Here is a 24,173-nt window from a genome sequence, read left to right on the forward strand (position 1 = left end):
TCACGAATTTCGACTTGTACGTCTAATTACTTCACTGAATCAGCAGCAGCTGTATCAGCAGCCATTGTATCAACTGCAGTTGTATCAATTGCAGGAGTTTCAACAGTTACAGCAGTAGTATCAGCAGATTCGTCAGCTGGTTTGCTAGTACAAGCAGCGAAAGTTACCATCCCGGCAACAAACGCCAATGCAAATATTTTTTTCATTTCTTGGGTGTAATTAAGGTTCGATACAAATGTAGCAGGATTAATTTGAATATTCCCAACCTTTGCTATTGTATTTTTCCAAGAACTTAAAATTTCCTTAGAAAACACCCAAATCCCTTTATTTTGTGCAATAAAATCTCCTGTTGTTCCTTTAAACACTTTCTGTTTTTCTATTGAAAGCCTTTACGCACGCCGCGACTTCTGGAAGGAGATCCGGGTTTTGTTCTATTCCGTTACCAACCACGATCACGTCCGCGCCTGCGCCCAGGGCAGCATCGGCTTTCTCGTATGAGTCGATACCGCCACCAACGATAATAGGTGTGTCCACTGTTTCGCGGACAGCCCTGATGGTCTCCGCAGTAACCGGAAATTGTGCGCCGCTGCCGGCATCCAGGAAGATATGTCTTAGGCCCAAAAACTCACCAGCCAATGCAGTACATGCCACAATGCCAGGCTTGTCTCTCGGTAATGGTGTAGTATTACTAATGTAGGATACGGTGGTAAGCCTGCCACTTTCGATTAAAAGATAACCGGTAGGCAAAACTTCGATCCCGCTTCTCTTTAATAGTGGCGCAGCAATAACGTGCTGCCCTATAAGCAGTTCCGGATTCCGGCCAGAAATTAATGATAGCAACAGGACTGCGTCTGCAGAAGGATCAATGTGAAGGCTGCTTCCTGGAAAAAGAATCGCGGGAATGTTGGTATGCTCGTGTATAGCGGCAATGAGCTGGTCTATTGCGTAATTGGTAATGAGGCTGCCTCCTACAAAAAAAAAGTCAACGCCATGCGCAACCGCATATTCCAGGAATTTCGGAAAAGTGGAAAAATTAACTTTGTCAGGATCCAAGAGAACAGCAAACGATTTCCTTTTCTCTATTTTTCTTGCTGAAAGGAGGTCTGCGATTTTATGATTCGCTGTTTTCATTCGATTTTTCTTTCATCTGCAATTAAATGTTTAAGCTTCTGGCGCGCCCAACCCACAGCTAATGTCCAGGCTAAACTTTGAACGGCTGCTCCCACCGCAAATTTGCTTTTTTGTTTTGCTTCACCTGCCTTAAATGCCTGAGCTTGTTCAAACGCCACAGCTTCCTGTCCTTCCGCTCTTTTCTCCTTTTTACTCTTTGGCAAAATCGCATTCATTACAACGTAAGTGGTTGCTACCACACCGCCGATAATCAGCGCTTTTTTCCCGTATTCCGTAGCATCCGTTTTAAGCCCGCTCCATTGCAATTCGAGCTTATCCTTGTATAGATCCGCATCCAGCAACAAGTCTTGCTTATCTTTATCCGTATCGGAAGAGAATGGTTTAGTGATCTTTACGGAAGAATCTATTGAAGAACTCATTTCATTTTTTAGTTTAATGATGACCTGAGAAATTTTCAAAAGGAACCCAAAAATAGCAATTTGAGTGAATTTTTCCCCAAAATACCACTTCTTAAGTGTTAATCCTCTTTTACTTTAACAAAACGAACGATAATTCCCCTGATAAACTGGATGAGTTTTTCTCTGAAAACGATCCAGATTACCAGTTTTAAAACGAAGACGCCGAGTAATATCAAATAGCCCAAATAGTCGCTGTCGAGCCATTTGTTCAGGAAAGTCCCCAGCAAAATTACAATCAGGATAAGCACTGTAAGGGCGATGCAAAGCAATATTGCACCATATAAAGCCATTACAACTGCACGTTCGATCTTATCCCTCGTTTCAATTTTAAATAAATCGATACGTGTTTCGAAATACTTAAAAAGCGTGTCCTTAATTTCCTCTAGTTGACTAAGCATAAGCAGTAGTTTTCATTCATGTGTATCAATTTAAGGCTCTTACGGAGCTGGACTTACACGCTAATCCAAAAACATACCAAGAATTCCGGAAATAAGAGAAACGACGAGACCGAAGAGTAATGCGGGAATAAATCCGTCTATTGAGAAGCCTGAAACCAGGTAAGTTGCAATGTAAATAATAAAAACGTTGACCACGAAATAGAAAAGTCCCAGCGTCATGATCGTGATCGGCAGGGCAAGAATCTGCAGCACGGGTTTCAGGAAGGTGTTCAGGACTCCGAGCACAATGGCAACAATAATGGCCGTAGTGGTGCTTGCAACAACAACACCTGGGATCAAATTAGCTGCAATAAGAATAGCTAACGTACTGATTAATAGTCGTATTATTAGTTTCATTATGTGTCCGTTTTTATTGGTGACGGCTACGAAGTACGCCAATTACCTCGTCTAAGTCAATGTTTTTCTGTTCCAGAAGCACCAAGAGGTGAAAAAGCAAATCGGACACTTCATTTTTAAAAAGATCCGCATCGTCGTCCTTGGACTCGATCACAACTTCCACTGCTTCTTCCCCAACCTTTTGGGCGATCTTGTTGATTCCCTTGCGGAATAAGCTGCTGGTGTATGATTCGTCCTGCGGATTTAATTTTCTTTCCCGGATCACTTCCTTCTGCAGGTAGTTGAGAAAAGATGCTTCCCCGATTCGGGTATCCTGACTATTTTTTTCCCCAAAGCATGTATCCGCTCCGGTGTGACAAGTTGGCCCAGCGGGCGTTGCCTTTATAAGGATCGTATCGCCGTCACAATCTGCGGTTATTTCGTTCACAAAAAGGAAATTTCCGGACGTTTCACCCTTTGTCCAAAGCCTTTGCTTGCTTCGGCTGAAAAACGTCACCGTACCAAGCTCTTTCGTTTTTTCCAACGCTTCATCGCTCATATAACCGAGCATCAGCACTTTGCTTGTATTGGAATCCTGAATAATGGCCGGCACGAGTCCGTCGGGTGATTTATTGAAATTAATTGTTGAAAATGTATCGCTCATTTTGAATGGTCATTTAGACAAAGTTGCATTAATTGTTGAAAAATCCCGCGTTAGCGCGTCATGCGCATCGGAAGGTTTTTGTCGTGAAGGTATTTTTTCAAATCCGGAATATCAATTTCACGGAAATGAAAAATGCTTGCTGCAAGGCCCGCATCGGCTTTTCCGGTGGTAAAGACATCATAAAAATGCTCCATATTTCCCGCTCCACCAGAAGCGATCACCGGAATGTTGGCATTACCGCTGATCATTGCCGTGAGTTCCAAAGCAAAACCGGCCTTAGTGCCATCGGTGTCCATCGAAGTCAGCAAAATTTCTCCGGCGCCGCGATCTTCCACTTCCTTAGCCCAGGGAATGGTCCGAAGCTCGGTTGGTTTGCGTCCTCCATGCGTGTGCACAATGTGCTCATGGCCATTTTCGGTTTCAATGTAACGCGTATCAATCGCCACTACAATGCACTGACTGCCAAATTCCAGCGAAAGCTCATTGATCAGATCCGGATTTTTCACCGCTGCTGAATTTATAGAAACCTTATCTGCCCCGGCATGCAGCAAAGCAGAAACATCTGCAATCGACGAAATGCCGCCGCCGACTGTAAACGGAATGTTAATGGTGTGCGCAACCTTTCTTACGAGGTCAATGAATGTGGAACGACCGTCGACGGTTGCCGTAATGTCCAGATAAACAAGCTCATCTGCGCCGTGCGCAGCATATAATGCGCCTAGTTCAACCGCATCGCCGGCATCACGCAGATTCACAAAATTAACTCCTTTCACCGTCCGTCCGTCCTTCACGTCCAGACATGGGATTATTCGCTTTGTTAGCATATTTTAATTTAAAAAACGCTGTAACTCACTCAGCCTGATCCGGTTTTCATAAATCGCTTTTCCGATAATGACGCCGTAAATGTTCATTTCAGCCAGCCTTTCCACATCTTCCAATCCGCTTATGCCGCCGCTGGCAATGATTTTCAAGTCAGGACATTTGTCCTGCAAATTTTTATATAGGTCAAAAGAAGGGCCTTGTAACAGACCATCCTTCGCCACATCCGTGCTGATCGTGTATTTTACACCCTTTGCGACATATTCTTCTACAAAATCGTAAACCCAAATCTGAGTCCCTTCTTCCCAACCGCTTACTGCTACTTTTTCCTTTTTCGCATCGGCTCCCAGAATGATCTTTTCTCCGCCATAAACCGAAAGCCAGTTCAAGAAAACTTCCGGATTTTTCACGGCAATGCTGCCGCCGGTCGCTTGTTTGGCACCACTTTCAAAAACCGCTTTCAAATCCTCATCCGACTGAACGCCGCCGCCAAAATCCACATGCAGCGTAGTTTTTGAAGCTATTTTCTCCAACACTTTCCAGTTCACCACCTTTTTTGCTTTCGCCCCGTCCAGGTCCACCAGGTGTAGACGTTTCAGTCCCGCATCCTGAAATTGCATGGCGACTTCGAGCGGATTTTCATTGTAAATGGTTTTTTGCCCGTAATCTCCCTGGGTAAGGCGCACGCACTTTCCCTCGATCAGGTCAATGGCTGGTATTATTTCAATCATTTCAACGGGTTTATACGATTTTTAAAAAGTTTTCCAGGATCTGCTGTCCCGCGTCGCCGCTTATTTCACAGTGGAATTGGGCAGCGTAAAAATTATCCTTATGCAACATGGCGCTGAACGGCCGCACATATTCGCAGCTTGCCACAGTATATTCGCAAACCGGCGCCGCATAACTATGCACAAAGTAAACATAAGCATTGTCGGGCAAACCGGTGGTCAACGCAGTTTGATAGCCGGTAATGTTGTTCCAGCCCATATGCGGCACTTTCAGGTTGGGCGTTGCTGGAAAACGTTTCACGTCCACATCAAAAATCCCCATGCATTCGGTATTATTTTCTTCCGAAAACCGGCACATGAGCTGCATACCAATGCAAGTGCCAAAGAAAGGCTGTTTTAATGTCGGGATCACTTTGTCGAGCCCGACTTTCCGCAGGTAATTCATCGTCGTGCTCGCCTCTCCCACGCCCGGAAAGATTACCTTATCCGCCGAACGGATTTCTTCCTCGTCGTCCGTGTAGAGGTAACTCGCGCCAATGCGGTCCAGCGCATACATGACCGACTGCACATTGCCGGCGTTATATTTAATAATGACTGTTTTCATTCAATGTGGTTTGAGGCAAAACAAAAAAAGCCCGATTTTTGAAAATCGGGCTTCTGGGATACTATGTATTCAACCTTATTACAACACTACTTGCAAAAACACATCACCCAAGACGTCCGAAAGCCAGATGGCCTTGATGAAAATGATGATTTGTTTCAGCTTTAAACATGCACAAATGTAAGTAATATTTGCTAGAAGTTGAAAGCATGCGAACAAATATTACATTAAAATTTGCTTAGAAAATTCTTGTACATTGCGATTACAAAACGGCTTTGTATGATCATGAGAATTTTCATTTCACAACTATTTTTCTTCCTATTTACCTTGACCACCGTTACATCCCAGGCACAATCCGAAGAGCTGCCGAACCGGCTTTTTAAAGTTCACGACACTTACCGCGAGACCACATTAACACAGCGCCGTTTCAAGCAAAAAGACATCCTTCCGCTCATCGCCAAACGTCAGGGCAACCCGCTTTACAAGATTGAGACCGTAGGAGAGTCATTCGAAGGCAGGACCATTCAGATGATCAAAGTCGGTAACGGCAAGAAAAAAGTACTTTTATGGACGCAAATGCATGGCGATGAGCCTACTGCGACCATGGCGAGCTTTGATATATTCAATTTCCTGGAAGGCAAAAACGATGGTTTTGATGATTTCCGCAAAGAACTGCTCGAAAACACGACCTTATATTTTGTCCCTATGCTCAACCCCGACGGCGCCGAACGTTACCAGCGCCGCACCATGCAGGGCGTGGATATGAACCGCGATGCAGCCTCTCGCCAAACACCCGAAGCCGTTATTCTGAAAGGTTTGGTGGACAAATTGAAACCCGATTACGGATTCAACCTGCACGACCAGAGTCCGCGCTATTCGGCTGGCAGAAGCGCCAAGGTTGCGACGATCTCTTTCCTGGCAACTTCCTATGATTACGAACTCAATATCAATCCCGTCCGCGAGCGTTCCATGCAGCTGATCGTGGGCATGAATAAGGTTTTGCAAAAATATATTCCCGGTCAGGTGGCTCGCTATGCGGATGATCACGAGCCGCGCGGATTTGGAGATAATGTGCAGAAATGGGGCACAACATTGGTGCTCATTGAATCGGGCGGTTATGTGGGCGATCCTGAAAAACAGTACATCAGGAAACTCAATTTCATGGCAATCCTTTCTGCTCTGGATAAGATCGCTGACAATTCCTTAACCAAGGAAAAGCGCGATGATTATTACAAAATCCCCGAAAACGGAAGATGGGTTTATGACCTCGTAGTCCGCAATGCAACGGTTAGGCAGTCAGGAAAGTCGTTTTTGGCAGATCTGGGCATTAACCGCAATGAGGTAAGTTATTCCAATGCCACCAAATTCTTCTATTACAGCAAAATAGAAGACTTCGGCGACCTGCACCCGCAATTCGGCAGCCAGGAAATTGACGCGACCGGACTGACCATTGAAAAAGGAAAAGTATATCCGACCACATATAAAAATGTAAGCGAGATCAGTAAACTCAATGCATTAAGCTTGCTCAAACAGGGTTACACCTACGTCCGTCTCACCCCTGATTCCAACACGCGGGCACTCGGACTTTACTTCACCACCACTCCTCTGCACGTGCTAAGAAGCGGCCAGGCCGCACCATCCGGCACGGCGGGACTGGGCAATACAGCCACATTTATCCTCAAAAAAGGCGGTGTTGTCAAGTATGCGGTCATTAACGGTTTTGTGTACGATCTGGACAATTTTGAGGCAGGTGAAGGAAACGGAATTATTGAGTAAGTGCCTGATTTTAAACAAAAAACCACATTCCGAAATAACTGAGCCATAACATGTGGGTAACATTGGGGTAACATTGGGAGTCTACTTTTGTGTCGAAAATAATTCTGACACAAGAAATGAACTTAAAAACTACCTCCATCTTATTTTTCCTGCTCAGCACAACACTGGTGTACGCCCAAACGGGTTCAATTAAGGGCAACATTGTCGATTACAAAACCAAGGAAGCTGTCATCGGAGCCAGCGTCGTTTTAAAAGGCTCCACTCCACCAGTAGGCACAGCAACGGATGTTGAAGGAAATTTCGACATTCAAAATATCCCGACGGGAAAACAAACGGTTATCGTAAGCTACGTTTCTTACAAGCCGAAAGAAATTGCGATTGAAGTTTACCCCAACCAGGCCGTCCTCATTAATACTACCATTGAGGAAGATGTGGCAAACCTGGAAGAAGTGAAGATCGTGGGGCAACGTCAATCCTTCACAGACGTTTCCGTTATCACCGAAATCAAGCAGGCTGAGCAAATTGCCGTGGGTATTTCTGCCCAGCAAATCCAAAAATCACAAGACCGCGATGCTTCGCAAGTTGTTCGCCGCGTGCCGGGCGTTTCTATCCAGGACGATCGCTTCGTCATCATCCGTGGTCTGAACGAGCGTTATAATACAGTAATGTTGAATGACGCGATCACGCCTTCCACCGAGGTTGATGTAAAGTCCTTCTCCTTTGACTTGATTCCAAGCACGGCCATTGACCGGATGATGATCTACAAATCCGGCGCGCCTGAATTGCCAGGTGAATTTGCCGGTGGAATTATCAAAATTTATACAAAAACAATCCCTGACGACAACGGATTCACATTCAACCTGACGGGCGGTTACCGCGGGAACACCACATTCAAGAATGTGCTTGACTACAAAGGTGCGCCATTGGACTGGGCTGGATTCGGATCAGCAGAGAGAGCGCTTCCTAACGGCTTCCCTTCCACAAGAAGATTGCAAAGCGAAAGTTCGCCATCGGACGCAACATTGAACGCATTCCGTAACCTCCCGGAATTTTTTGATCTGAAATCAAAATCAGTTACGCCTGATTTGCGTGCTTCATTGGGTTACAACCATAAATTTGAATTGGGTAACATGAAGTTGACAACATTCAACAATGTCAACTATTCATCCACACACCAATTTTTGCCAACAACACAATTCCGTTACCTGAGCTTTGACACAGAAAAACAAAAATCTTCAATCCAAAGCTCATATCAGGACGAATTGTATCAAAACAATGTCCGCCTGGGTGTAATGTCCAACTGGGCACTGATCATCAATCCGAATCATAAGATCGAGTTCAGAAACCTCTTCAACCAGCTTTCGAACAAGGAAACAAACTTCCGTCAGGGTTACAATACGGACAATGATACGGAAGTTCAGAACTACGCCTTCCGTTACGAATCCAAAAGCATCTACTCAGGCCAGTTGGGCGGAACGCACGAACTGGGCGCACATACGACCTTTAAATGGCTGGGCGCACTGGGAACCACCATCCGTAACGAACCGGATTACCGCCGCTTTATTTCAAGCCGCGCCATGGGCAGCACTGGTCCTTTCCAGGTTGAACTTGTGCCGGGCAGCAACGCCAGCTTAACAAGAGGTGCAAGATTCTATTCAGAACTAACCGAATACACCAGCTCATTCCGCGCCGATCTTGAACACCGTTTCGAACGCAACGGCTATGAAGATGACGAAAGCATGCAGATCAAACTTCGTGCAGGCGCTTACGGTGAAATGAAAGACAGGGCATTCAAAGCAAGATGGTTCAACCTGACTAACTCGGGCAATGCTTCACAAGAATTGCTTGGACAAGCACCAGCACAGCTTTTTGACTCACAAAACATTGGAGCAGATCAGCTTTACTACGCAGAAAGAACCAATACGGACGATAAATACACGGCCCAGAACACATTGATGGCTGGTTATGTAGGATCGTACATTCCTTTCAGCAAAAAATTCAATGTTTCGGTTGGTTTGCGTGTTGAGAACAACATTCAGAAACTGCAAAGCAGACAGCGTGGAAGTGGCGAACGCATCCGTGTAAACAACCCGATCCTGCGCTTCCTGCCTTCGGCAAACTTGGCGTACAACTTTACCGAGAAATCGTTGGTAAGATTGGCCTACTCAGTTTCTGTGAACCGTCCTGAGTTCCGCGAGCTTGCGCCATTTACTTACTATGACTTTAACTTCGACGTTTCCCGCGTGGGTAACCCCAACCTGAAAACGCCTTCCATCCAGAACGTTGACCTTCGTTACGAATTCTATCCAAAAGAGGGTGAAATGATCTCGGTTGCGGCATTCTACAAGCACTTCGTTAACCCGATCGAAACGCGTATCCGCTATGCAGGTTCAGGTGTTTCATTCTATGTGGATAATGCAAAATCTGCTTACACAGCCGGAGCCGAACTTGAATTGCGCAAATCCCTTAAAAACCTGACTGTTTCCCCATTCGTGGATAACCTGAGCGTGTTACTGAATGCCTCGGTGATCAATAGTAATGTGCTAACAGGCTTTGCAGGACAGGAAAACGACCGTCAGTTGCAAGGACAATCTCCTTACCTGATCAATGCAGGAGTTTACTACAACGATTTGAACCGCGGATGGCAGGTCAATGCACTTTATAATGTAGTGGGTCGCAGGATCTTCCTGGTGGGTGACCGCGATTTGCAGCCAACAGTGTATGAAATGGCCAGAAACATCATTGACCTGAACATTGTGAAAGCATTGGGAGAACACCTGGAAATCAAATTGGGAATCCAGGATTTGCTTAACCAGCGTTTCCGCCTGATCCAGGACAGCAATCAAGACCAGAATATTACAGACGTAGACGAAACATACCAGAGCTACAAACGCGGAAGCTACTCAACGCTTGGCATTACCTATAAATTTTAATAGCCACAGGTCACAGACCTGCTCTTTTATTACCAAGAACTTTAAACTGAAAAACAAACAATTGAATTTATGAAAAACACAGGTAAACTATTAAGCTTGCTGATGTTGGGGCTTACAATCTTCGGATCTATCTCTTGCACAAATGATGACGACGATGACGATGATGATATAATTGTAACTCCGGTAGGAGAAATGAAAACCGTTACAGGCAGAATTACTGCTAACACAACGTGGAATGCTTCCAACCAATATTTGCTTTCAGGATTTGTATATGTAGAATCAGGCGTAACGCTTAACATCGAGGCGGGAACGATCATTAAAGGTGACGGAGTTCAAAAAGGCTCTCTGATCATTTTGCCAGGAGCAAAAATCGTAGCAGTAGGAACACCTGACAAGCCTATCATTTTTACTTCAAACAAACCAGCCGGACAACGCAAGGCAGGTGACTGGGGTGGATTGATCCTCCTTGGAAAAGCGCCTGTTAACAAGCCAGACGCGGTAATTGAAGGAGAAAACCAATCTAAATTTGGTGGAACAGACGCAGCTGACAATTCAGGACAGCTTAAATATGTGCGTATCGAGTTCGCTGGTATCGCTTACGAAACAGATAAAGAGATCAATGGTCTTACTTTCGGTGGCGTTGGTTCAGGAACTGAGGTTGATTACGTACAGGTTTCTTACTCAGGTGATGATTCATACGAATGGTTTGGTGGAGCAGTAAATGCAAAACATTTGATCGCTTACCGTGGTCTGGATGATGATTTTGATACAGATAATGGTTTCTCAGGAAACATTCAGTACGGTTTCATACTTCGTGATCCGGCTGTTGCTGACCAGGCTGGTGATTCAAATGGTTTTGAGTCTGACAATGATGCTGCCGGTTCACCTGCAACGCCTCAGACTTCGGCTAAATTTGCCAACGTTACGATTGCCATGGCAGAAGGAACGCCCAATGCAAAATTTGCCTCAGCAATGCGTATCAGAAGAAACTCTGCAATCTCGGTTTACAACACCTTGGTTACAGGTGCATGGCCACGTTCTGGTGTAAGAATCCATGATGATGCTACCATCGCAAACTTCACAACCGGAAAGATTAAAATGGATGGAAACACAGTTGCATTGACAGGAACGCCTGCACAAGGTGTTATCGAAGGCACTACACTAGCGCTTTTCGCTCCTGCTGCAAGCAAAAACAAAGTGGCTGCTGTTGCTGATCTTAAATTGGCTACGGGTTACAACTCCATCACTGCGAAACCAGGTCTTCTTCCAACAACAGGTTCTGCTCTATTGACTGGCGGCGCAACATTGCCAACAGGATTTGAAGCAAATACAGTAGTTGGTGCTTTCGGCGCAACAGACTGGACTGACAAATGGGCTAACTGGGATCCACAGAATGCGAACTACGAAATTCAAAAATAATAGTCTTATATAATTGGTGTCAGAATTTCGAAAGGCCGGAGGCAAATGCTTCCGGTCTTTTTTTTGTGCCTGATGTTTTCTTTACCCGTCGTAATGATGTGCTCAATTAGCACTTCTATTGTAATAATGAGTTGAATAGAATATATTCGAGTTCGCTTTTTTGTCTTGACAAGTATTTATTCAAATGCTGATTAATTTTAAAACTATTTAATGTCCGAATTCCAGGCTTACCTACAACTAGGTTTCAACCACATTACCGATTCTCTTGGCTACGACCATATTCTATTCATTATGGCGCTTTGCACAGTGTACACGCTCATCGACTGGAAAAAAGTGATCGTCCTCGTTACCGCTTTCACGATCGGACATTCCATTACGCTTGCACTTTCGACATTAGGCTTTGTGAATGTTAATCCGGACTGGATTGAGCTGCTGATCCCGGTTACCATTGTCATCACCGCCGCGCTCAATTTTTTTTATGTAGTCCCAAAGGCTTCTTTTAGTCCCAATGAAAAATCATCGCAGATCCGTTATCCGATCGCATTGTTTTTTGGTCTGATCCACGGATTGGGTTTTTCTAATTATTTGAGGACATTATTAGGCAAAGAAGCAGACATTGTGAATCCGCTGTTGGGATTCAATATCGGACTTGAACTCGGGCAGCTGATCATTGTTTTTATCATTCTTTCCATTGCTTTTGTGATGATAGAACTGCTTCGTGTGCAGCGCGTTAACTGGATCAATATTTTGTCCGGCATTATCGTAGGCATGTCGCTGTCTCTGATCATTAATAACGAGTTCCTGCAAAGTCTTCTGGCCTGATTATAAAAACCGCATTATTTCCAACAACCTGCTAAACATGAAAAAATCACTTCTATCGTTACTTATTCTGCTGCTTACGCTGCCTGCAATGGCGCAACAGCTTCCTGTAAACCCCAATTACAAAGCCAACGACCGCTTTGAACAACTGGGAACTACACTTCCGACACCCAATTCCACCCGCGCAGCATCCGGTGCGCCGGGACGCGAATATTGGCAGCAACGCGCCGATTACGACATTAAAGTGGAGCTTGACGATGATAACCGTCAGATTATCGGCTCCGAAACCATCACATTTTTCAATAATTCCCCGGACGACCTGAAATACATCTGGCTGCAACTGGATCAAAACCTTTTCAAAAAAGACGGCATAGGCGCCACTTCCAGGACCGGCGCGATCAACGAAAAAGGCATGAGCCCGGCGCAGCTGGCTGCGTTGAACAACGGCAGAGGGTCATCGCTGGACCCAAAAACAGAATATGGATATAAAATCGGCGCTGTAAAAGACAAGGCCGGAAAAGCATTGCCTTACACGATCAATGGCACCATGATGCGCATTGATTTGCCGATCACCATGAAACCCGGAACCAGCTTCGTTTTTGGCGTAGATTGGACTTATTACATTACCGAATATTATGGCCGCAGCGGTTATGAGTTCTTTCCAAAAGACGGGAATGCCAATTATTTCATCGCGCACTGGTTCCCACGCCTTGCGCCTTACGACGACATCAACGGCTGGAACCACAAGCAATTTTTAGGACAAGGTGAGTTCGCATTGATTTTTGGAAATTATAAGGTCGCCATCACCGCCCCTGCTGACCACGTGGTGGCAGCAAGCGGCGAATGTCAGAACTATGCACAAGTGTTAACCGCAGCGCAAAAGCAGCGTTTGAAGCAAGCCGAAACTTCCAAAACACCCGTTTTGATCGTTACACAGGCCGAAGCGGAGAAAGCAGAGAAGCGCGAGAATAAAAATCCAGGCAAGAAAACGTGGGTGTACAAAGCGGACAATGTGCGTGATTTCGCGTTTGCGAGCAGCCGGAAGTTCATCTGGGACGCTATGCAAACGGATGTTTACAAAAGCGGCCGCAAGATCTGGTGTATGTCCATTTATCCAAAAGAAGGGAACCCGCTTTGGGAGCAATATTCCACTAGGGCAGTTGCGCACACATTGAAATCTTACGGCGCGCGCACATTTGAATATCCTTATCCTGTTGCAATCTCCTGCCATGGCGTTGCAGGCGGTGGTATGGAATATCCGATGATCAGTTTCAACGGCGGTCGTCCGGAAGAGGACGGAACATACAGCGAGGCCGTAAAATATGGCATGATCGGCGTGATTATTCACGAAGTAGGACACAATTTCTTCCCGATGATCGTCAATTCCGATGAGCGTCAATGGGCTTGGATGGACGAAGGTTTGAACACTTTCTGTCAATATCTGGCTGAAAAAGAGTGGGATTTCAACTTTCCAACCCGCCGCGGCGAGCCGAACCAGATCACGGATTATATGTCCTCTGACAAATCGGTTTTGACGCCTATTATGGCTTCGGCTGAAAATGTAATTGGCTTAGGGCCAAATGCATATGCAAAACCAGCAACAGCGTTGAACATTCTTCGCGAAACTGTCATGGGCCGCGAGCTGTTCGATCATGCATTCAAAGAATATGCGACTCGGTGGAGATTTAAAAGCCCATCCCCAGCCGACTTTTTCCGCACCATGGAAGATGCTTCGGGCGTGGATCTGGACTGGTTCTGGAAAGGCTGGTTTTACGGCACCGAGCCTGTGGACCAGGATCTGGTAAGTGTGGATTGGTTTAGCATTGATACGCAGAACCCTGCAATCGAAAAAGAGATAGCGCGTAAAGAAGCAGCCCGCAAGCAGGAAACGATGAGTAAGATTCAGGATGCCAAAACAAAAGGCGAAACAGTGGTTGCGCAGGATTCCACGATGGCCGATTTCTATAATCGCTACGATCCATTCAAGGTTACCGAGGCCGACAAGCAGAAGTATGACCAATATCTGGCCTCACTTTCGGAGAACGAAAAGGCCCTGATGCAGGAGAACAGCAATTTTTACACGCTTTCCATTAAGAACAAAGGCGGTTTACCGATGCCGGTGATTGTAAAAATGGGCTTCGAAGACGGCACGGATTCTGTGGCCGTATTCCCGGCAGAAATCTGGCGCTTTAACGATGCGCAGATCAATAAGGTGATTTCTTCCAAAAAGAAAGTGGTACAATGGACATTGGATCCTTACCAGCAGATCGCCGACATTGACACGGAAAACAATGCTTTCCCGCGCATTGCAGCCCCAACAAGATTCCAGATCTTCAAACAGCAGCAACTAAAAAAAGCACCAAACCCTATGCAAATGCAGGGAGCCGGCGCCGGGAAAATCACAACGGATCCAAAGAATTAGAGAACGTAATTAATAAAAACGAAACCTCCCCGAGCCTTGTTTCGGGGAGGTTTTTTTATGTATTTCAAAATTGATTTAATGTAATCTCAAATGGGAGTTTTGTAATTTCAACATTCAGCGCATAAGCACTTATAAATCAAAAAGTTAATGAACATTGCAATCCTAGACGGCTACACCTTAAATCCAGGCGATCTCGACTGGGCATCGATTCATAAACTTGGGCACGCAGATATTTACGACCGCTCCAATGCGGAGGAAATCGTGAAACGCGCGAAGGACGCGGAAGTGCTGCTTGTGAATAAGGTCGTGCTTACCGAAGCGATATTGGACCAGTTGCCGAAAGTGAAATACATTGGGGTGATGGCGACGGGTTTCAACAACATTGACATCAATGCTGCCAGAAAACACAACATTACGGTCACGAATGTGAAGGCTTACGGCCCGGCTTCTGTGGCGCAGCAGACATTCGCGTTGCTGCTGGCAGTTGTTAACCATGCGGAATTGCATAGCCAAAGCGTTTTTGCCGGCGAATGGGTTGCTTCACCGGATTTCTGCTATTGGAAAACACCATTAACCGAACTGGCCGGTAAAACGATGGGCCTTATCGGCTTGGGCGACATTGGATCGCAGGTTGCTAAAATCGCCCTGGCTTTCGGAATGCAGGTGATTGCTTACCGGAAACACTCAACGCCTACCGATGGAGTTGAAATGGTTTCGTTGGAAGAAGTATTCGAAAAAAGTGATGTAGTAAGCCTGCATTGCCCATTAACCGATGAAACAAAAGAGATCGTCAACAAAGAACGGCTGGCGCGCATGAAGCGAAACGCTATTATTCTCAACACCGGCCGCGGCCCACTAATCCAGGAAAGTGACCTCGCCGAAGCATTGAAAAACGGCATCATAGCAGGAGCCGGACTAGACGTCCTCTCCACCGAGCCACCCAAAGCCGACAACCCCCTACTTTCCGCCCCCAACTGCATCATCACCCCTCACGTTGCCTGGGCCACATTCGAAGCCAGAAAGCGCCTGTTGCAAATGGTCGCCGATAACCTGGAAAGTTTCATGCACAACGAGCCCATGAATGTGGTTTCGTAAGATTACTTCCTCGTCTTCTTCCCCTTACCCCAGTTTTTCTTCATCTTAACATATGACTTCTTACTAACGGTTTTTTTGCTTTTTGGCCTTGAAGTTCCTTTTTTCTTGCGGGCATTGATATTGTTGACAAGGGAATTTTTAACACCTAATTTATTCTTTTTCTTGGTGCTTGTTTTCGCTTTCGTGCCGCCCTTTTTTTTCGCTTTCTTAGCCATAGTAAATGCTCCGTTTAATGGTTTTGTCACAAACCTAAATATCCGTGCCCGCTGCTCACGGACACAAAAAAGCCCCGGATTTTACAATCCGGGGCTCACGTATATATTCCTTACTGCTAATCCTACGCCGCGGCATATTCGCCTACCAGCATTTCCTGGATTTCGCGCATTCTTCTTCTGGCGATGGGCACCTTGCGGCCGCAGCTCAGCAGAAGCGTATCCGGCTCGATCTGCGCCGTAACATACATCGGGTTAACGATATATGATTTGTGGATCCGGATAAATTCCACGTTCAAAATTTCCATCACCACTTTCAGCGTTTTCGAAACAAGGTGTTTCTTGCCCTGGCGGGTGTGGATGTATGTGTAATTGCCTTCGCCTTCCAGATGTGTGATCTCCCGTGCCGAAACCCACAGGATCTTGCCGTTCATATGCACGGCGATGAGGTTAGCATTTTCAATGTTTGCTGGGTTGACGATCCAGGAGAATGGGTTCATTAATGTTGCTTTCATGGCTTAATAGATAAATAGTTAAATGATTTTTTGGGGTTTGCCCTGGCTATTAGAATGACACAAAATTCGCTTGCAAACGTTGCGGTTGGAAATACATATTATCCGTACTGTCAGATTTGGTATCTGTAATACACTTTTTGGCGGATGACCTGTATGTAAGGTGTTTTTACGAAAAACGTATATTCAGATCTGGGTAAGCAGTTTAGATGAACATTTCCGACATTTCAGCTCATTTTTATTACAATTGACAGACGATCCGCTTCTGTGCATTTGCCTGCATTCCTATTTTTGCTGTTCAGTTTTTCGCTATGATGCAAATCCGGTTCAGGTATTTCGATAAGTATTTTGATACACTTCGAAAAAACCGTCTCAACTTCTTCATTCTCGTGTTAGTCATTCCCTGGCTGGTTCCGGTGGTGGGTTACCTGATGTGGGGAAGCATTTACTTTTCACATCTGCAAATTTTTCTGGGCGGGAGTTTCATTAACCTGATCCTCTGCCTGATAGCCAACCATATCAATCAGATCATTGCCATTTTTATCGCTAAAATTTACCCCGACACACACCAATCCGTTTTCCGCGTGGTTTTCTGGTTTGTACTTTATTCCATCATCAATGTTTCCATCCTGATCCTGGTTTTGCTGGCTTACGATGAGGTTCATTTGTTTGGCTTTTCATTACAGCGTGAACGGGCGATCTGGTCAGTGTTTCTGTTACTGGCCGCTTCGCTGATTGGCGCCGGGCTTACGGAACTGGCATATACATTTATGCAGTGGAAAACCAATCAGGATGAGTTGCAGCAAATGGAGCAGCGACAATTGCTTTCGGAACTGGAAGTCGTAAAACAGCAGGTTAACCCCCATTTTTTGTTCAATTGCCTTAATTCCCTTTCTGTCCTGATCTCCGAATCTCCTGCTACGGCGGAAAAATTTGTGGATGAAATGTCCAAAGTTTATCGCTATCTGCTGAGCGTCAACGGCCCCGACCGTGAGACAAGCATGGTAACCCTGGATGCCGAGTTGCGCTACATTCGCTCCTACATTTATTTGTTGGAAACGCGTTTCGAAAACGGCATATGCATCTCCATCCAGGCCGCGGACCTTTGCTTAAATGGTCAAATGGCGCCACTAACATTGCAAACGCTGATCGATAATGCGATCCGACATAACATTGTTTCCGCCGATCATCCGCTGCGAATCGATATCCGCACCACTGCGACCGGCCAGCTGGAAGTGATCAATAATTTGCAGAAAAGGGCTGTGCGTATGCCATCCAGCAATGCCGGGCTCGCCACTTTGATATCACGCTATAAAATGCTTTTCAACCAGGCAGGAACCATTCAGATCAAGGAGGAAGGATCTGAATTTACAGTGCTTTTGCCATTGATCTATACATGATACGGACTTACAGATTTCAGCATATTGGTCAGCTGATCTGGCTCAGCCTCTTCGGCAGGTGGATGTTTGTCCTGCTCGTGCCCTGGTTTGTCCCGACGATCAGTTTTTTGCTGATCGGCGACCCTTATTTTGCGAGCGTTTCCAACTTTATTTTGGGCACATTAATGGTTTTGTCCATGACCATTCTGGCTTTTGTCCCGCATGATTGGGCTGCGCAATACATTGCTCAGAAATATCCGTCAATACATTCTTCATTAAAAAGAGCGGCTTACACCGCGCTCGCTTTTTGCATCCTTACAGGCGTTTATATTACCGTTTACGGCTTGTTCATCATTAGGTTCCGCCCGCTGAATGCACAATTGGATGCTGAAAAAATGGTTAATGTCTATTTATTTGAACTGCTCGCCGTCCTGCTGCTGACCTGCCTGTATGAAGTAAATTATTCGCTGCGCAAATGGAAAGAGATCAAAATCAACAAAGAAGCCATCAAGAAGGCCGGGTTGCAAGGACAGCTTCAAAGTTTGAAAAGTCAGGTTAACCCGCATTTTTTGTTTAACAGCCTGAATACATTATCGGCGCTCATTAACGACGAGCCGGCCAGGGCAGAGCAATTTGTGGATGAGATGGCGAAAGTTTACCGCTATCTTTTGCAGACCAACCAACACGAGCTCACCACATTAGCAACTGAGATTCGCTTCATAAAATCCTATTATCACCTCTTACGAACGAGACACGATACGGGTTTGGAATTAGTCATCAATGTTAGCGATAGCGCTCAAAACAAATATATTCCGCCATTAACATTACAATTGCTGGTTGAAAACGCAGTGAAGCATAACACAATTTTGGAAAAAAAACCCTTGCTCATTGAGATCACTTCGCTCGAAAATGACCAGTTGGAAGTGCGAAATAACCTTTTGGAAAAATCAACACGCGTGAAATCAACCAAGCTGGGACTAGCCAACATTGAAGCCAAGTACAAACTGCTATCCGACAGGCAGCCCGTGATTGACCTGAGTGCCGATCACTTCACGGTTTTATTGCCGTTGCTCATGCAAAATTCTGAAAACCAATGAATATTCTGATTGTTGAAGACGAAAAGCTTGCCGTGCGCAAACTCACGAAATTGCTGGAAGAAAGCGCTCCTGAGTTTGTGATCCAAGGCATTACACCTAGCATTGAAGCCACGGTAGAGTGGATTTTAGAAAACCGCGAAAGTGGTAATCCCGAACCTGACATTATTTTTCTGGACATTGAGCTGGCAGACGGCCAAAGTTTTGAGATTTTTAACCGGGTGGAGATCAGGAGCACGGTGATTTTTACGACATCTTACGACGAATATGCATTGCAGGCATTCAAGGTCAACAGCATTGATTATCTGCTTAAACCCGTGCAGCAGGAGGATTTGCAGCGCAGTATTAAAAAGTTTTACGACCTCACCGGAAGCCAGCGAAAATCTGAAATTCCTGCATTGCCTGCCAATCTGGAAAACATTCTCAAAAACCTTCAATTACAGCAACCTGCGACTGATTATCGGAAACGCTTTTTGGTAAAGCAAGGCGCCAGAATGCTTTCTGTCGAGATTTCGGAAATAGCCTATTTCTACATTGACGACGGTGTCAGTTTTTTCAAAAACCTGCAGGGACAAAAGTTCGTCGTTGATTACCGCATGGACGAAATGGAGTTATTTCTGGACCCGGATCGCTTTTTCCGCATCAACCGCGGCCTCATCGTCACGCACCAGTCCGTAACCCAGATCCAGCCCTACTACAACAACCGCCTCGCCCTAACCCTAAAACCAACCTTCGACAAAGAATCCATCGTCAGCAGGGAGAAAACGAATGATTTTAAGAAATGGATGGGGAAATAGGAGGCTTATCTGAGCTGGATATAGTTATTTTTAAATTGCACCTTGAAATGGAGTTCTGCCTGCAAAGCCCTGAAAACCTTTAAAATCGTATCAATCGTGGCACTATTGCTACTGCTTTCAATTTTAGAAATTTGGGCTTTCTGGACACCAACAAGCTTCCCCAATTGTTCCTGTGTCAGATTCTGTTCTTGCCTGGCTGCTTTAATCATTCGCCCAAGAACATCCATACTAAGTTCATATTCATAAGCTTCCCGCTCCGCACTGCCTGCTTTGCCGACATATTTGTCTTTCATTTCGGCAAGCGTGTAAGATTTTATTGCCGGTTTTTCCATAACGTTATTATGATTTACTCTGAAAATATCTTGCTCTGATTCTTGAAGCTCTTTCAATCTCATTACCCGGAACCTTGTTCGTTTTTTTGATGAAACCATTCGTTGCAACAACCAAGGTATTTTTGCCATCGGTTTTATCCCAAAACGCGAGCAATCTGATGCAATCCCCGCTATAATTTGTACGGAATTCCCCCACATCATTACTTAATTTCTTGAACAGTCTGGGATCGTTCGTCTTTTCGGCAAGATCAATATTATAGATCACCTTCCTGACCACTTTCGGTGAAAGCGTAGCAAGAAAATGTTCTGCTTCTTCTAAAAATAGTGTGTGAAAATATTGCAAGTCAATATGCTTTTAACAAAGGTAAACAAAGTTTCTAAATTTAGAAACTTCACAAAGAGCTGATGCCGCATCACAACAATTAAGTAACCATTTGATGATAAATCAGGTCTATTGTTTCTTGATTAACTGACAATTTCAGAACTTAGTAAGAAAAGTTGTTATGAGATATCGTTTACCGAAGTTTGTTTCTTTTGTCTTGCTGTTTTTTATGGACAGCTGCATCGAGCCTTTCTCTCCGCCTGAGGTCAATTCTCTTGAAAATCACCTTGTTGTGGATGGATTCCTTAATGTAGGCCAGGACACGAGCAGAATTGAACTGAGGCGAACGCAAAACGTGAATCAAACAGCTGGCCCAACCATTGAAACGGGTGCCGAACTGTCTGTTGAAGCAGAATCGGGAGAGATAAACGCATTTACGGAATCAAAACCCGGGCTTTATGTGCTTCCGCCGCGACAATACAACATGGCCGGAAAATACCGGCTCCGCATCAAGACAGGCGACGCCAAGGAATATTTATCCGAGTTTGTGGAAGTGAGCGTGACGCCCGCCATCGACAGCCTGACAACTAAATTTGACAGTTTTCAGGACGCAATGGTCTTTTATGTCAATGCGCATGATACGCAGGGCAAAGTCCAGTTCTACCGCTGGAAATTTGAGGAAACCTGGGAATATCGCGCTGCATACCAGACGGCAATCGAAGTAATCGACAAAAAATACGTCGGCAGGCAGGTTGACATTAACCGTTGCTGGGGAAATCAAAGATCCGGCAGTATCCTGCTGGGAACCACCGTCAAGCTGTCCAGCGACATTATTAAAGACCTTCCACTATTTAAAGTCCCGGTTTCGACCAACAAGCTCTTTATGAAATACAGCGTGCTGGTGAAGCAATATGGCCTGTCCCGGCCTGCTTTTGAATACTGGACGAGCCTTTCCAAAACGACACAGGGGACAGGAACGCTTTTCGACCCTCAGCCTTCACAGGTTACCGGCAATATTAAGAGCACCAATGGGCAAGATCTTGTTTTTGGCTATTTCAGTGCTTCAACCGAAGAAACGAAAAGGCTGACCATTACGCCGCGACTGGGCAGATACCCGTCCTGCATGATGCCAGATACATTTGACGTCGTGTGCAATCCCATGAGCAGCAGACAATGCGGACTGGAAACAACCTCATTGCTAATCGCTTACGCAGGCCTCCGAAGTGAATTCTTACTAGGATCGCCCAGTGAATGCACCGATTGCCGCACACAAGGCGGAACATTGGAAAAGCCCTCCTACTGGTAAGCAAACTTCCTGCGCCGAATTCCCTGTTTATGGAAGTCACACTAAAACATCCATTCCTTATATCAATCAGGCAAATGCGAGTGGACGACCTGCCCATTACTTGTCATCTCGCATGACGCGCATTTCCTGGCACAGGTCCATGTGGAGAGAATAATTGAGTTGAATAATTAATTTTAGATATTCGAATGTTTCTTGGTTTCGACTCTTGGCCCGTATACCAACATGAAAGTAAAAATTCAGGATGTCTCCGGCTTTCAGTCCCCAGGATTGAATGTTGATGCTGCCATTTCTTTTATGCCGTTCGTCCGGTTTGTAACGCAACGGGCCGCGAAAGAAACAACGCCCAAAGCGGCCTTTTACCATCAGACCCTGGCCTATTTTAAGGAACATAACATTCCCGAAGCCGACATTCCGTTGGATGATATCGGGCAATATGAAGGCTTTTTGGAACACATATATTCCTGTGTTTCCTCTGTGCTTTCGTCTGAGAAGGAGCTTCTTTGGGCGCTAAGCTTTCCTTTGAATCCGAAAATATTCTACGGGACGAATTCGCTTTACGAAATGCTGACGCAAAAGCCGTTGGACGCCGATCATTATATCAATAAGAAATCATCCGCCGATTTTTTCAAAGAGCGGCTGCATGTCATTTATACGCTGATCATGCAGCGGCTCTACAACTTTCAGGTCCCTGCAAAAATCAAGCAATATTACGCCTGGACAAATCCGGAAACGGGGCTGTTGCGATATTTTGAAGTTTTTGTAAACACTGATTTCGTAGAGATCACGCCTAAAAGTGAGTTGCCTAAGCTCGATTTTGGCGAGCTGTACGCACGATTTAGTGAAGAAAATGGTCATTTGCTGCTTGAAAACGTGCTCCCGTTGGATCTGTTCAAATTCAGGGGGTTTTCGGTGCTGAATGTGTCGGACATTACCAGCAGGACAGCGGTTGAGAATATCAGGAAAATAAGGCTCAACCGTATTCCGGGGCAGGAAGCGGAGCGCTATTACAACATTATCCATTCGCTCAAAACGCTCGTTCAGAACAACCGGATCGAGTTTGATATGTTCCCTTTTGTGCGGGTTAATAAGCGGGCTGTTTACGGTTATGAAACCGCCGGAACAGGCATCATGTTCAGGGTTTGGGGCCAGGACCGGCTGACTCCGGAAGCTTTTTCCAAGCAAGCCGAGGGATATGCAGCCAAGCCCATTTCGTTTTACTCCCCGGATATCGGCGGTGCAAAGGAAATGCAGATCGCTTTTTTGGAGGCTTTCAGAAAAGAGGGCGTACGTTCGCTGGCTTTGCTGCCTGTATTTTTTGATGAAAGCCTGGTTGGAGTTTTATGCGTGCACACCTGGCAGGATGAGGTTTTTGACGAAAAGACGTTGTCCATGCTCGAACCCGCATTTGAGCCGATCGGCCAGCTTTTGCAGATTTATATTGACGAGTTTAACCTGGAATTGGAAAACATTATCAAGGAGCAGTTTACGTCCATACAACCTGCCGTGCAATGGAAATTCAATGAGGCTGCTTGGCATTATTTGCATAAAAAAAAGAAAAATCTGCCGGGACAAACGGAGCCGATCACTTTCAGGAAAGTATATCCGCTTTACGGCGCGATTGATATCCGAAATTCGACGCTCGAAAGAAATGCGGCCATTGCCAAAGATCTTGATGCCCACCTCAATTTATTGAGCAATACATTCTCCGCATTGCAGCGCTGGGACAATTCTTCACTCATGCAAGAGCTTTCCTACACTTGCAAAAAGTGGCAGCACGCATTGCAATCGGAAGAATGGAGCAGCGCGGGAGAAAATAATCTGAACAACTTTTTGGGACACGAAAGCCGGGATTACCTGGCCCATTTATCCGACCAGCAACCCGAAACCAGCGCGATCATTGCGGAATATTTAAATGCAACGCAGCTCGAAACCGGTGAAGTTTTCAGTAACCGCAGCGCTTTTGAGACCTCTATGAAAATGATCAACGATTCAGTAAATAATTATTTTGAATCTGAAAAAGACAAGCTGCAGCAGCCGTTTCCCTGTTATTTTGAGAAATTCCGGACGGATGGCGTTGAATATGACATTTACATCGGCCAATCAATCAGTCCTCATAAACCCTTTAATAATTTTCACCTCAAAAACCTGAGACTGTGGCAATTGTCTTCCATGATCTCGATTGCAAAAATGACGAAAGCGCTTTTGCCCGATATGCCAAAAGCGCTTTCGACTACGCAGCTCATTTTTATTCATAACCACATGATCGACATCAGTTTCCGTGCTGATGAACGAAAATTCGATGTTGAAGGTGCATACAATATTCGTTATCAAATGATTAAGAAGCGGATTGACAAAGTGCACATCCGCAACACCAACGAACGCCTCACCCAGCCCGACAAAATCGCCTTAATATTCTTCAACAGAAGGGATATTGAGGATTACCTGCCTTTTATCAGCTATTTACAAGAAACCAACGCCCTTACTCCCGAAACAGAGCACCTGGAATTAGAAGATCTGCAGGGATTGAGCGGGCTTCATGCATTGAGAATGGGGATTGTGTATAAATAATGCATTACAGACT

Annotated in this window: 24 protein-coding genes; 11 read left to right on the forward strand and 13 right to left on the reverse strand. The window is 45.4% G+C overall.

What is annotated here, in order from left to right:
- Positions 1-26: 26 nt before the first annotated feature.
- The 9 genes from NFI81_RS17075 to hisH form a co-directional block, all read right to left on the reverse strand.
- Positions 27-365, reverse strand: a complete 339-nt coding sequence (locus tag NFI81_RS17075) for a hypothetical protein (protein ID WP_234611267.1) — start codon at positions 363-365, stop codon at positions 27-29.
- The gene (locus NFI81_RS17080; protein WP_234611266.1) at positions 358-1,131 is read right to left on the reverse strand and encodes a phosphoglycerol geranylgeranyltransferase; all 774 of its coding nucleotides are present in this window, start codon (positions 1,129-1,131) and stop codon (positions 358-360) included. Before NFI81_RS17080 ends, NFI81_RS17075 begins: the two co-directional genes overlap by 8 nt.
- Positions 1,128-1,550, reverse strand: a complete 423-nt coding sequence (locus tag NFI81_RS17085) for a hypothetical protein (protein WP_234611265.1) — start codon at positions 1,548-1,550, stop codon at positions 1,128-1,130. Before NFI81_RS17085 ends, NFI81_RS17080 begins: the two co-directional genes overlap by 4 nt.
- Positions 1,551-1,648: 98 nt before the next feature.
- Positions 1,649-1,987, reverse strand: a complete 339-nt coding sequence (locus NFI81_RS17090; protein WP_234611264.1) for a phage holin family protein — start codon at positions 1,985-1,987, stop codon at positions 1,649-1,651.
- 60 nt (positions 1,988-2,047) lie between these two features.
- Positions 2,048-2,383, reverse strand: a complete 336-nt coding sequence (locus NFI81_RS17095; RefSeq protein WP_234611263.1) for a phage holin family protein — start codon at positions 2,381-2,383, stop codon at positions 2,048-2,050.
- 13 nt (positions 2,384-2,396) lie between these two features.
- Positions 2,397-3,026 carry a bifunctional phosphoribosyl-AMP cyclohydrolase/phosphoribosyl-ATP diphosphatase HisIE gene (hisIE, locus tag NFI81_RS17100; protein ID WP_234611262.1) on the reverse strand — a complete coding sequence of 210 codons (630 nt, stop codon included), beginning with the start codon at positions 3,024-3,026 and terminating at the stop codon, positions 2,397-2,399.
- A 50-nt stretch (positions 3,027-3,076) separates the two neighbouring features.
- Positions 3,077-3,850: an imidazole glycerol phosphate synthase subunit HisF gene (gene hisF, locus NFI81_RS17105; RefSeq protein ID WP_234611261.1), complete on the reverse strand. Its 774-nt coding sequence runs from the start codon at positions 3,848-3,850 to the stop codon at positions 3,077-3,079.
- Between the two features lie 3 nt (positions 3,851-3,853).
- A complete protein-coding gene (gene hisA, locus NFI81_RS17110; protein ID WP_234611260.1) occupies positions 3,854-4,576 on the reverse strand; it encodes a 1-(5-phosphoribosyl)-5-[(5-phosphoribosylamino)methylideneamino]imidazole-4-carboxamide isomerase in 723 nt (240 codons plus the stop codon).
- Positions 4,577-4,586: 10 nt separating this feature from the next.
- A complete protein-coding gene (gene hisH, locus NFI81_RS17115; RefSeq protein ID WP_234611259.1) occupies positions 4,587-5,177 on the reverse strand; it encodes an imidazole glycerol phosphate synthase subunit HisH in 591 nt (196 codons plus the stop codon).
- Positions 5,178-5,459: 282 nt separating this feature from the next.
- Here hisH and NFI81_RS17120 point away from each other — a divergent pair, with 282 nt between their 5' ends.
- The 6 genes from NFI81_RS17120 (at position 5,460) to NFI81_RS17145 (ending at position 15,638) form a co-directional block, all read left to right on the forward strand.
- Positions 5,460-6,950, forward strand: a complete 1,491-nt coding sequence (locus NFI81_RS17120) for a M14 family zinc carboxypeptidase (RefSeq protein WP_255717216.1) — start codon at positions 5,460-5,462, stop codon at positions 6,948-6,950.
- Between the two features lie 116 nt (positions 6,951-7,066).
- Positions 7,067-9,883 (forward strand): TonB-dependent receptor, encoded by a 2,817-nt coding sequence (locus tag NFI81_RS17125; protein WP_234611257.1) that lies wholly within the window; start codon positions 7,067-7,069, stop codon positions 9,881-9,883.
- Positions 9,884-9,952: 69 nt separating this feature from the next.
- Positions 9,953-11,302 carry a beta-helix domain-containing protein gene (locus tag NFI81_RS17130; protein WP_234611256.1) on the forward strand — a complete coding sequence of 450 codons (1,350 nt, stop codon included), beginning with the start codon at positions 9,953-9,955 and terminating at the stop codon, positions 11,300-11,302.
- Between the two features lie 210 nt (positions 11,303-11,512).
- The gene (locus tag NFI81_RS17135; RefSeq protein WP_234611255.1) at positions 11,513-12,124 is read left to right on the forward strand and encodes a HupE/UreJ family protein; all 612 of its coding nucleotides are present in this window, start codon (positions 11,513-11,515) and stop codon (positions 12,122-12,124) included.
- Positions 12,125-12,161: 37 nt separating this feature from the next.
- Positions 12,162-14,543 carry a M1 family metallopeptidase gene (locus NFI81_RS17140; RefSeq protein ID WP_234611254.1) on the forward strand — a complete coding sequence of 794 codons (2,382 nt, stop codon included), beginning with the start codon at positions 12,162-12,164 and terminating at the stop codon, positions 14,541-14,543.
- Positions 14,544-14,690: 147 nt separating this feature from the next.
- Positions 14,691-15,638 (forward strand): D-2-hydroxyacid dehydrogenase, encoded by a 948-nt coding sequence (locus NFI81_RS17145; RefSeq protein WP_234611253.1) that lies wholly within the window; start codon positions 14,691-14,693, stop codon positions 15,636-15,638.
- A gap of 2 nt (positions 15,639-15,640) precedes the next feature.
- Here NFI81_RS17145 and NFI81_RS17150 read toward each other — a convergent pair whose 3' ends face one another.
- Together NFI81_RS17150 and NFI81_RS17155 are read right to left on the reverse strand one after the other, a co-directional pair.
- A complete protein-coding gene (locus tag NFI81_RS17150; RefSeq protein ID WP_234611252.1) occupies positions 15,641-15,853 on the reverse strand; it encodes a hypothetical protein in 213 nt (70 codons plus the stop codon).
- A gap of 122 nt (positions 15,854-15,975) precedes the next feature.
- Positions 15,976-16,365, reverse strand: a complete 390-nt coding sequence (locus tag NFI81_RS17155) for a LytR/AlgR family response regulator transcription factor (protein WP_234611251.1) — start codon at positions 16,363-16,365, stop codon at positions 15,976-15,978.
- A gap of 308 nt (positions 16,366-16,673) precedes the next feature.
- On the opposite strand from NFI81_RS17155, the gene NFI81_RS17160 reads away from it, so the two are divergent.
- The 3 genes from NFI81_RS17160 to NFI81_RS17170 are packed head-to-tail and all read left to right on the forward strand — an operon-like array spanning position 16,674 to position 19,632.
- The gene (locus tag NFI81_RS17160; protein WP_234611250.1) at positions 16,674-17,762 is read left to right on the forward strand and encodes a sensor histidine kinase; all 1,089 of its coding nucleotides are present in this window, start codon (positions 16,674-16,676) and stop codon (positions 17,760-17,762) included.
- A complete protein-coding gene (locus NFI81_RS17165; protein WP_234611249.1) occupies positions 17,759-18,838 on the forward strand; it encodes a sensor histidine kinase in 1,080 nt (359 codons plus the stop codon). The genes NFI81_RS17160 and NFI81_RS17165 overlap by 4 nt, the downstream gene beginning before the upstream one ends.
- On the forward strand, positions 18,835-19,632 hold the full coding sequence (locus tag NFI81_RS17170) for a LytR/AlgR family response regulator transcription factor (protein ID WP_234611248.1): 798 nt from the start codon (positions 18,835-18,837) through the stop codon (positions 19,630-19,632). The genes NFI81_RS17165 and NFI81_RS17170 overlap by 4 nt, the downstream gene beginning before the upstream one ends.
- A 5-nt stretch (positions 19,633-19,637) precedes the next feature.
- On the opposite strand, the gene NFI81_RS17175 is transcribed toward NFI81_RS17170, so the two are convergent.
- Positions 19,638-20,084 (reverse strand): helix-turn-helix domain-containing protein, encoded by a 447-nt coding sequence (locus NFI81_RS17175; protein ID WP_374759790.1) that lies wholly within the window; start codon positions 20,082-20,084, stop codon positions 19,638-19,640.
- Complete coding sequence (locus NFI81_RS17180; RefSeq protein WP_310590131.1) at positions 19,972-20,241, reverse strand: type II toxin-antitoxin system RelE/ParE family toxin; 270 nt, start codon at positions 20,239-20,241, stop codon at positions 19,972-19,974. Before NFI81_RS17180 ends, NFI81_RS17175 begins: the two co-directional genes overlap by 113 nt.
- A gap of 226 nt (positions 20,242-20,467) precedes the next feature.
- On the opposite strand from NFI81_RS17180, the gene NFI81_RS17185 reads away from it, so the two are divergent.
- Positions 20,468-21,592 carry a DUF4249 domain-containing protein gene (locus NFI81_RS17185; protein WP_234611246.1) on the forward strand — a complete coding sequence of 375 codons (1,125 nt, stop codon included), beginning with the start codon at positions 20,468-20,470 and terminating at the stop codon, positions 21,590-21,592.
- A gap of 222 nt (positions 21,593-21,814) precedes the next feature.
- Entirely contained in the window at positions 21,815-24,160 is a 2,346-nt protein-coding gene (locus tag NFI81_RS17190; protein WP_234611245.1) for a GAF domain-containing protein, read from the forward strand.
- Positions 24,161-24,173 lie beyond the last annotated feature (13 nt).

It is taken from the genome of Dyadobacter fanqingshengii, from assembly GCF_023822005.2.
Lineage (GTDB): Bacteria > Bacteroidota > Bacteroidia > Cytophagales > Spirosomataceae > Dyadobacter > Dyadobacter fanqingshengii.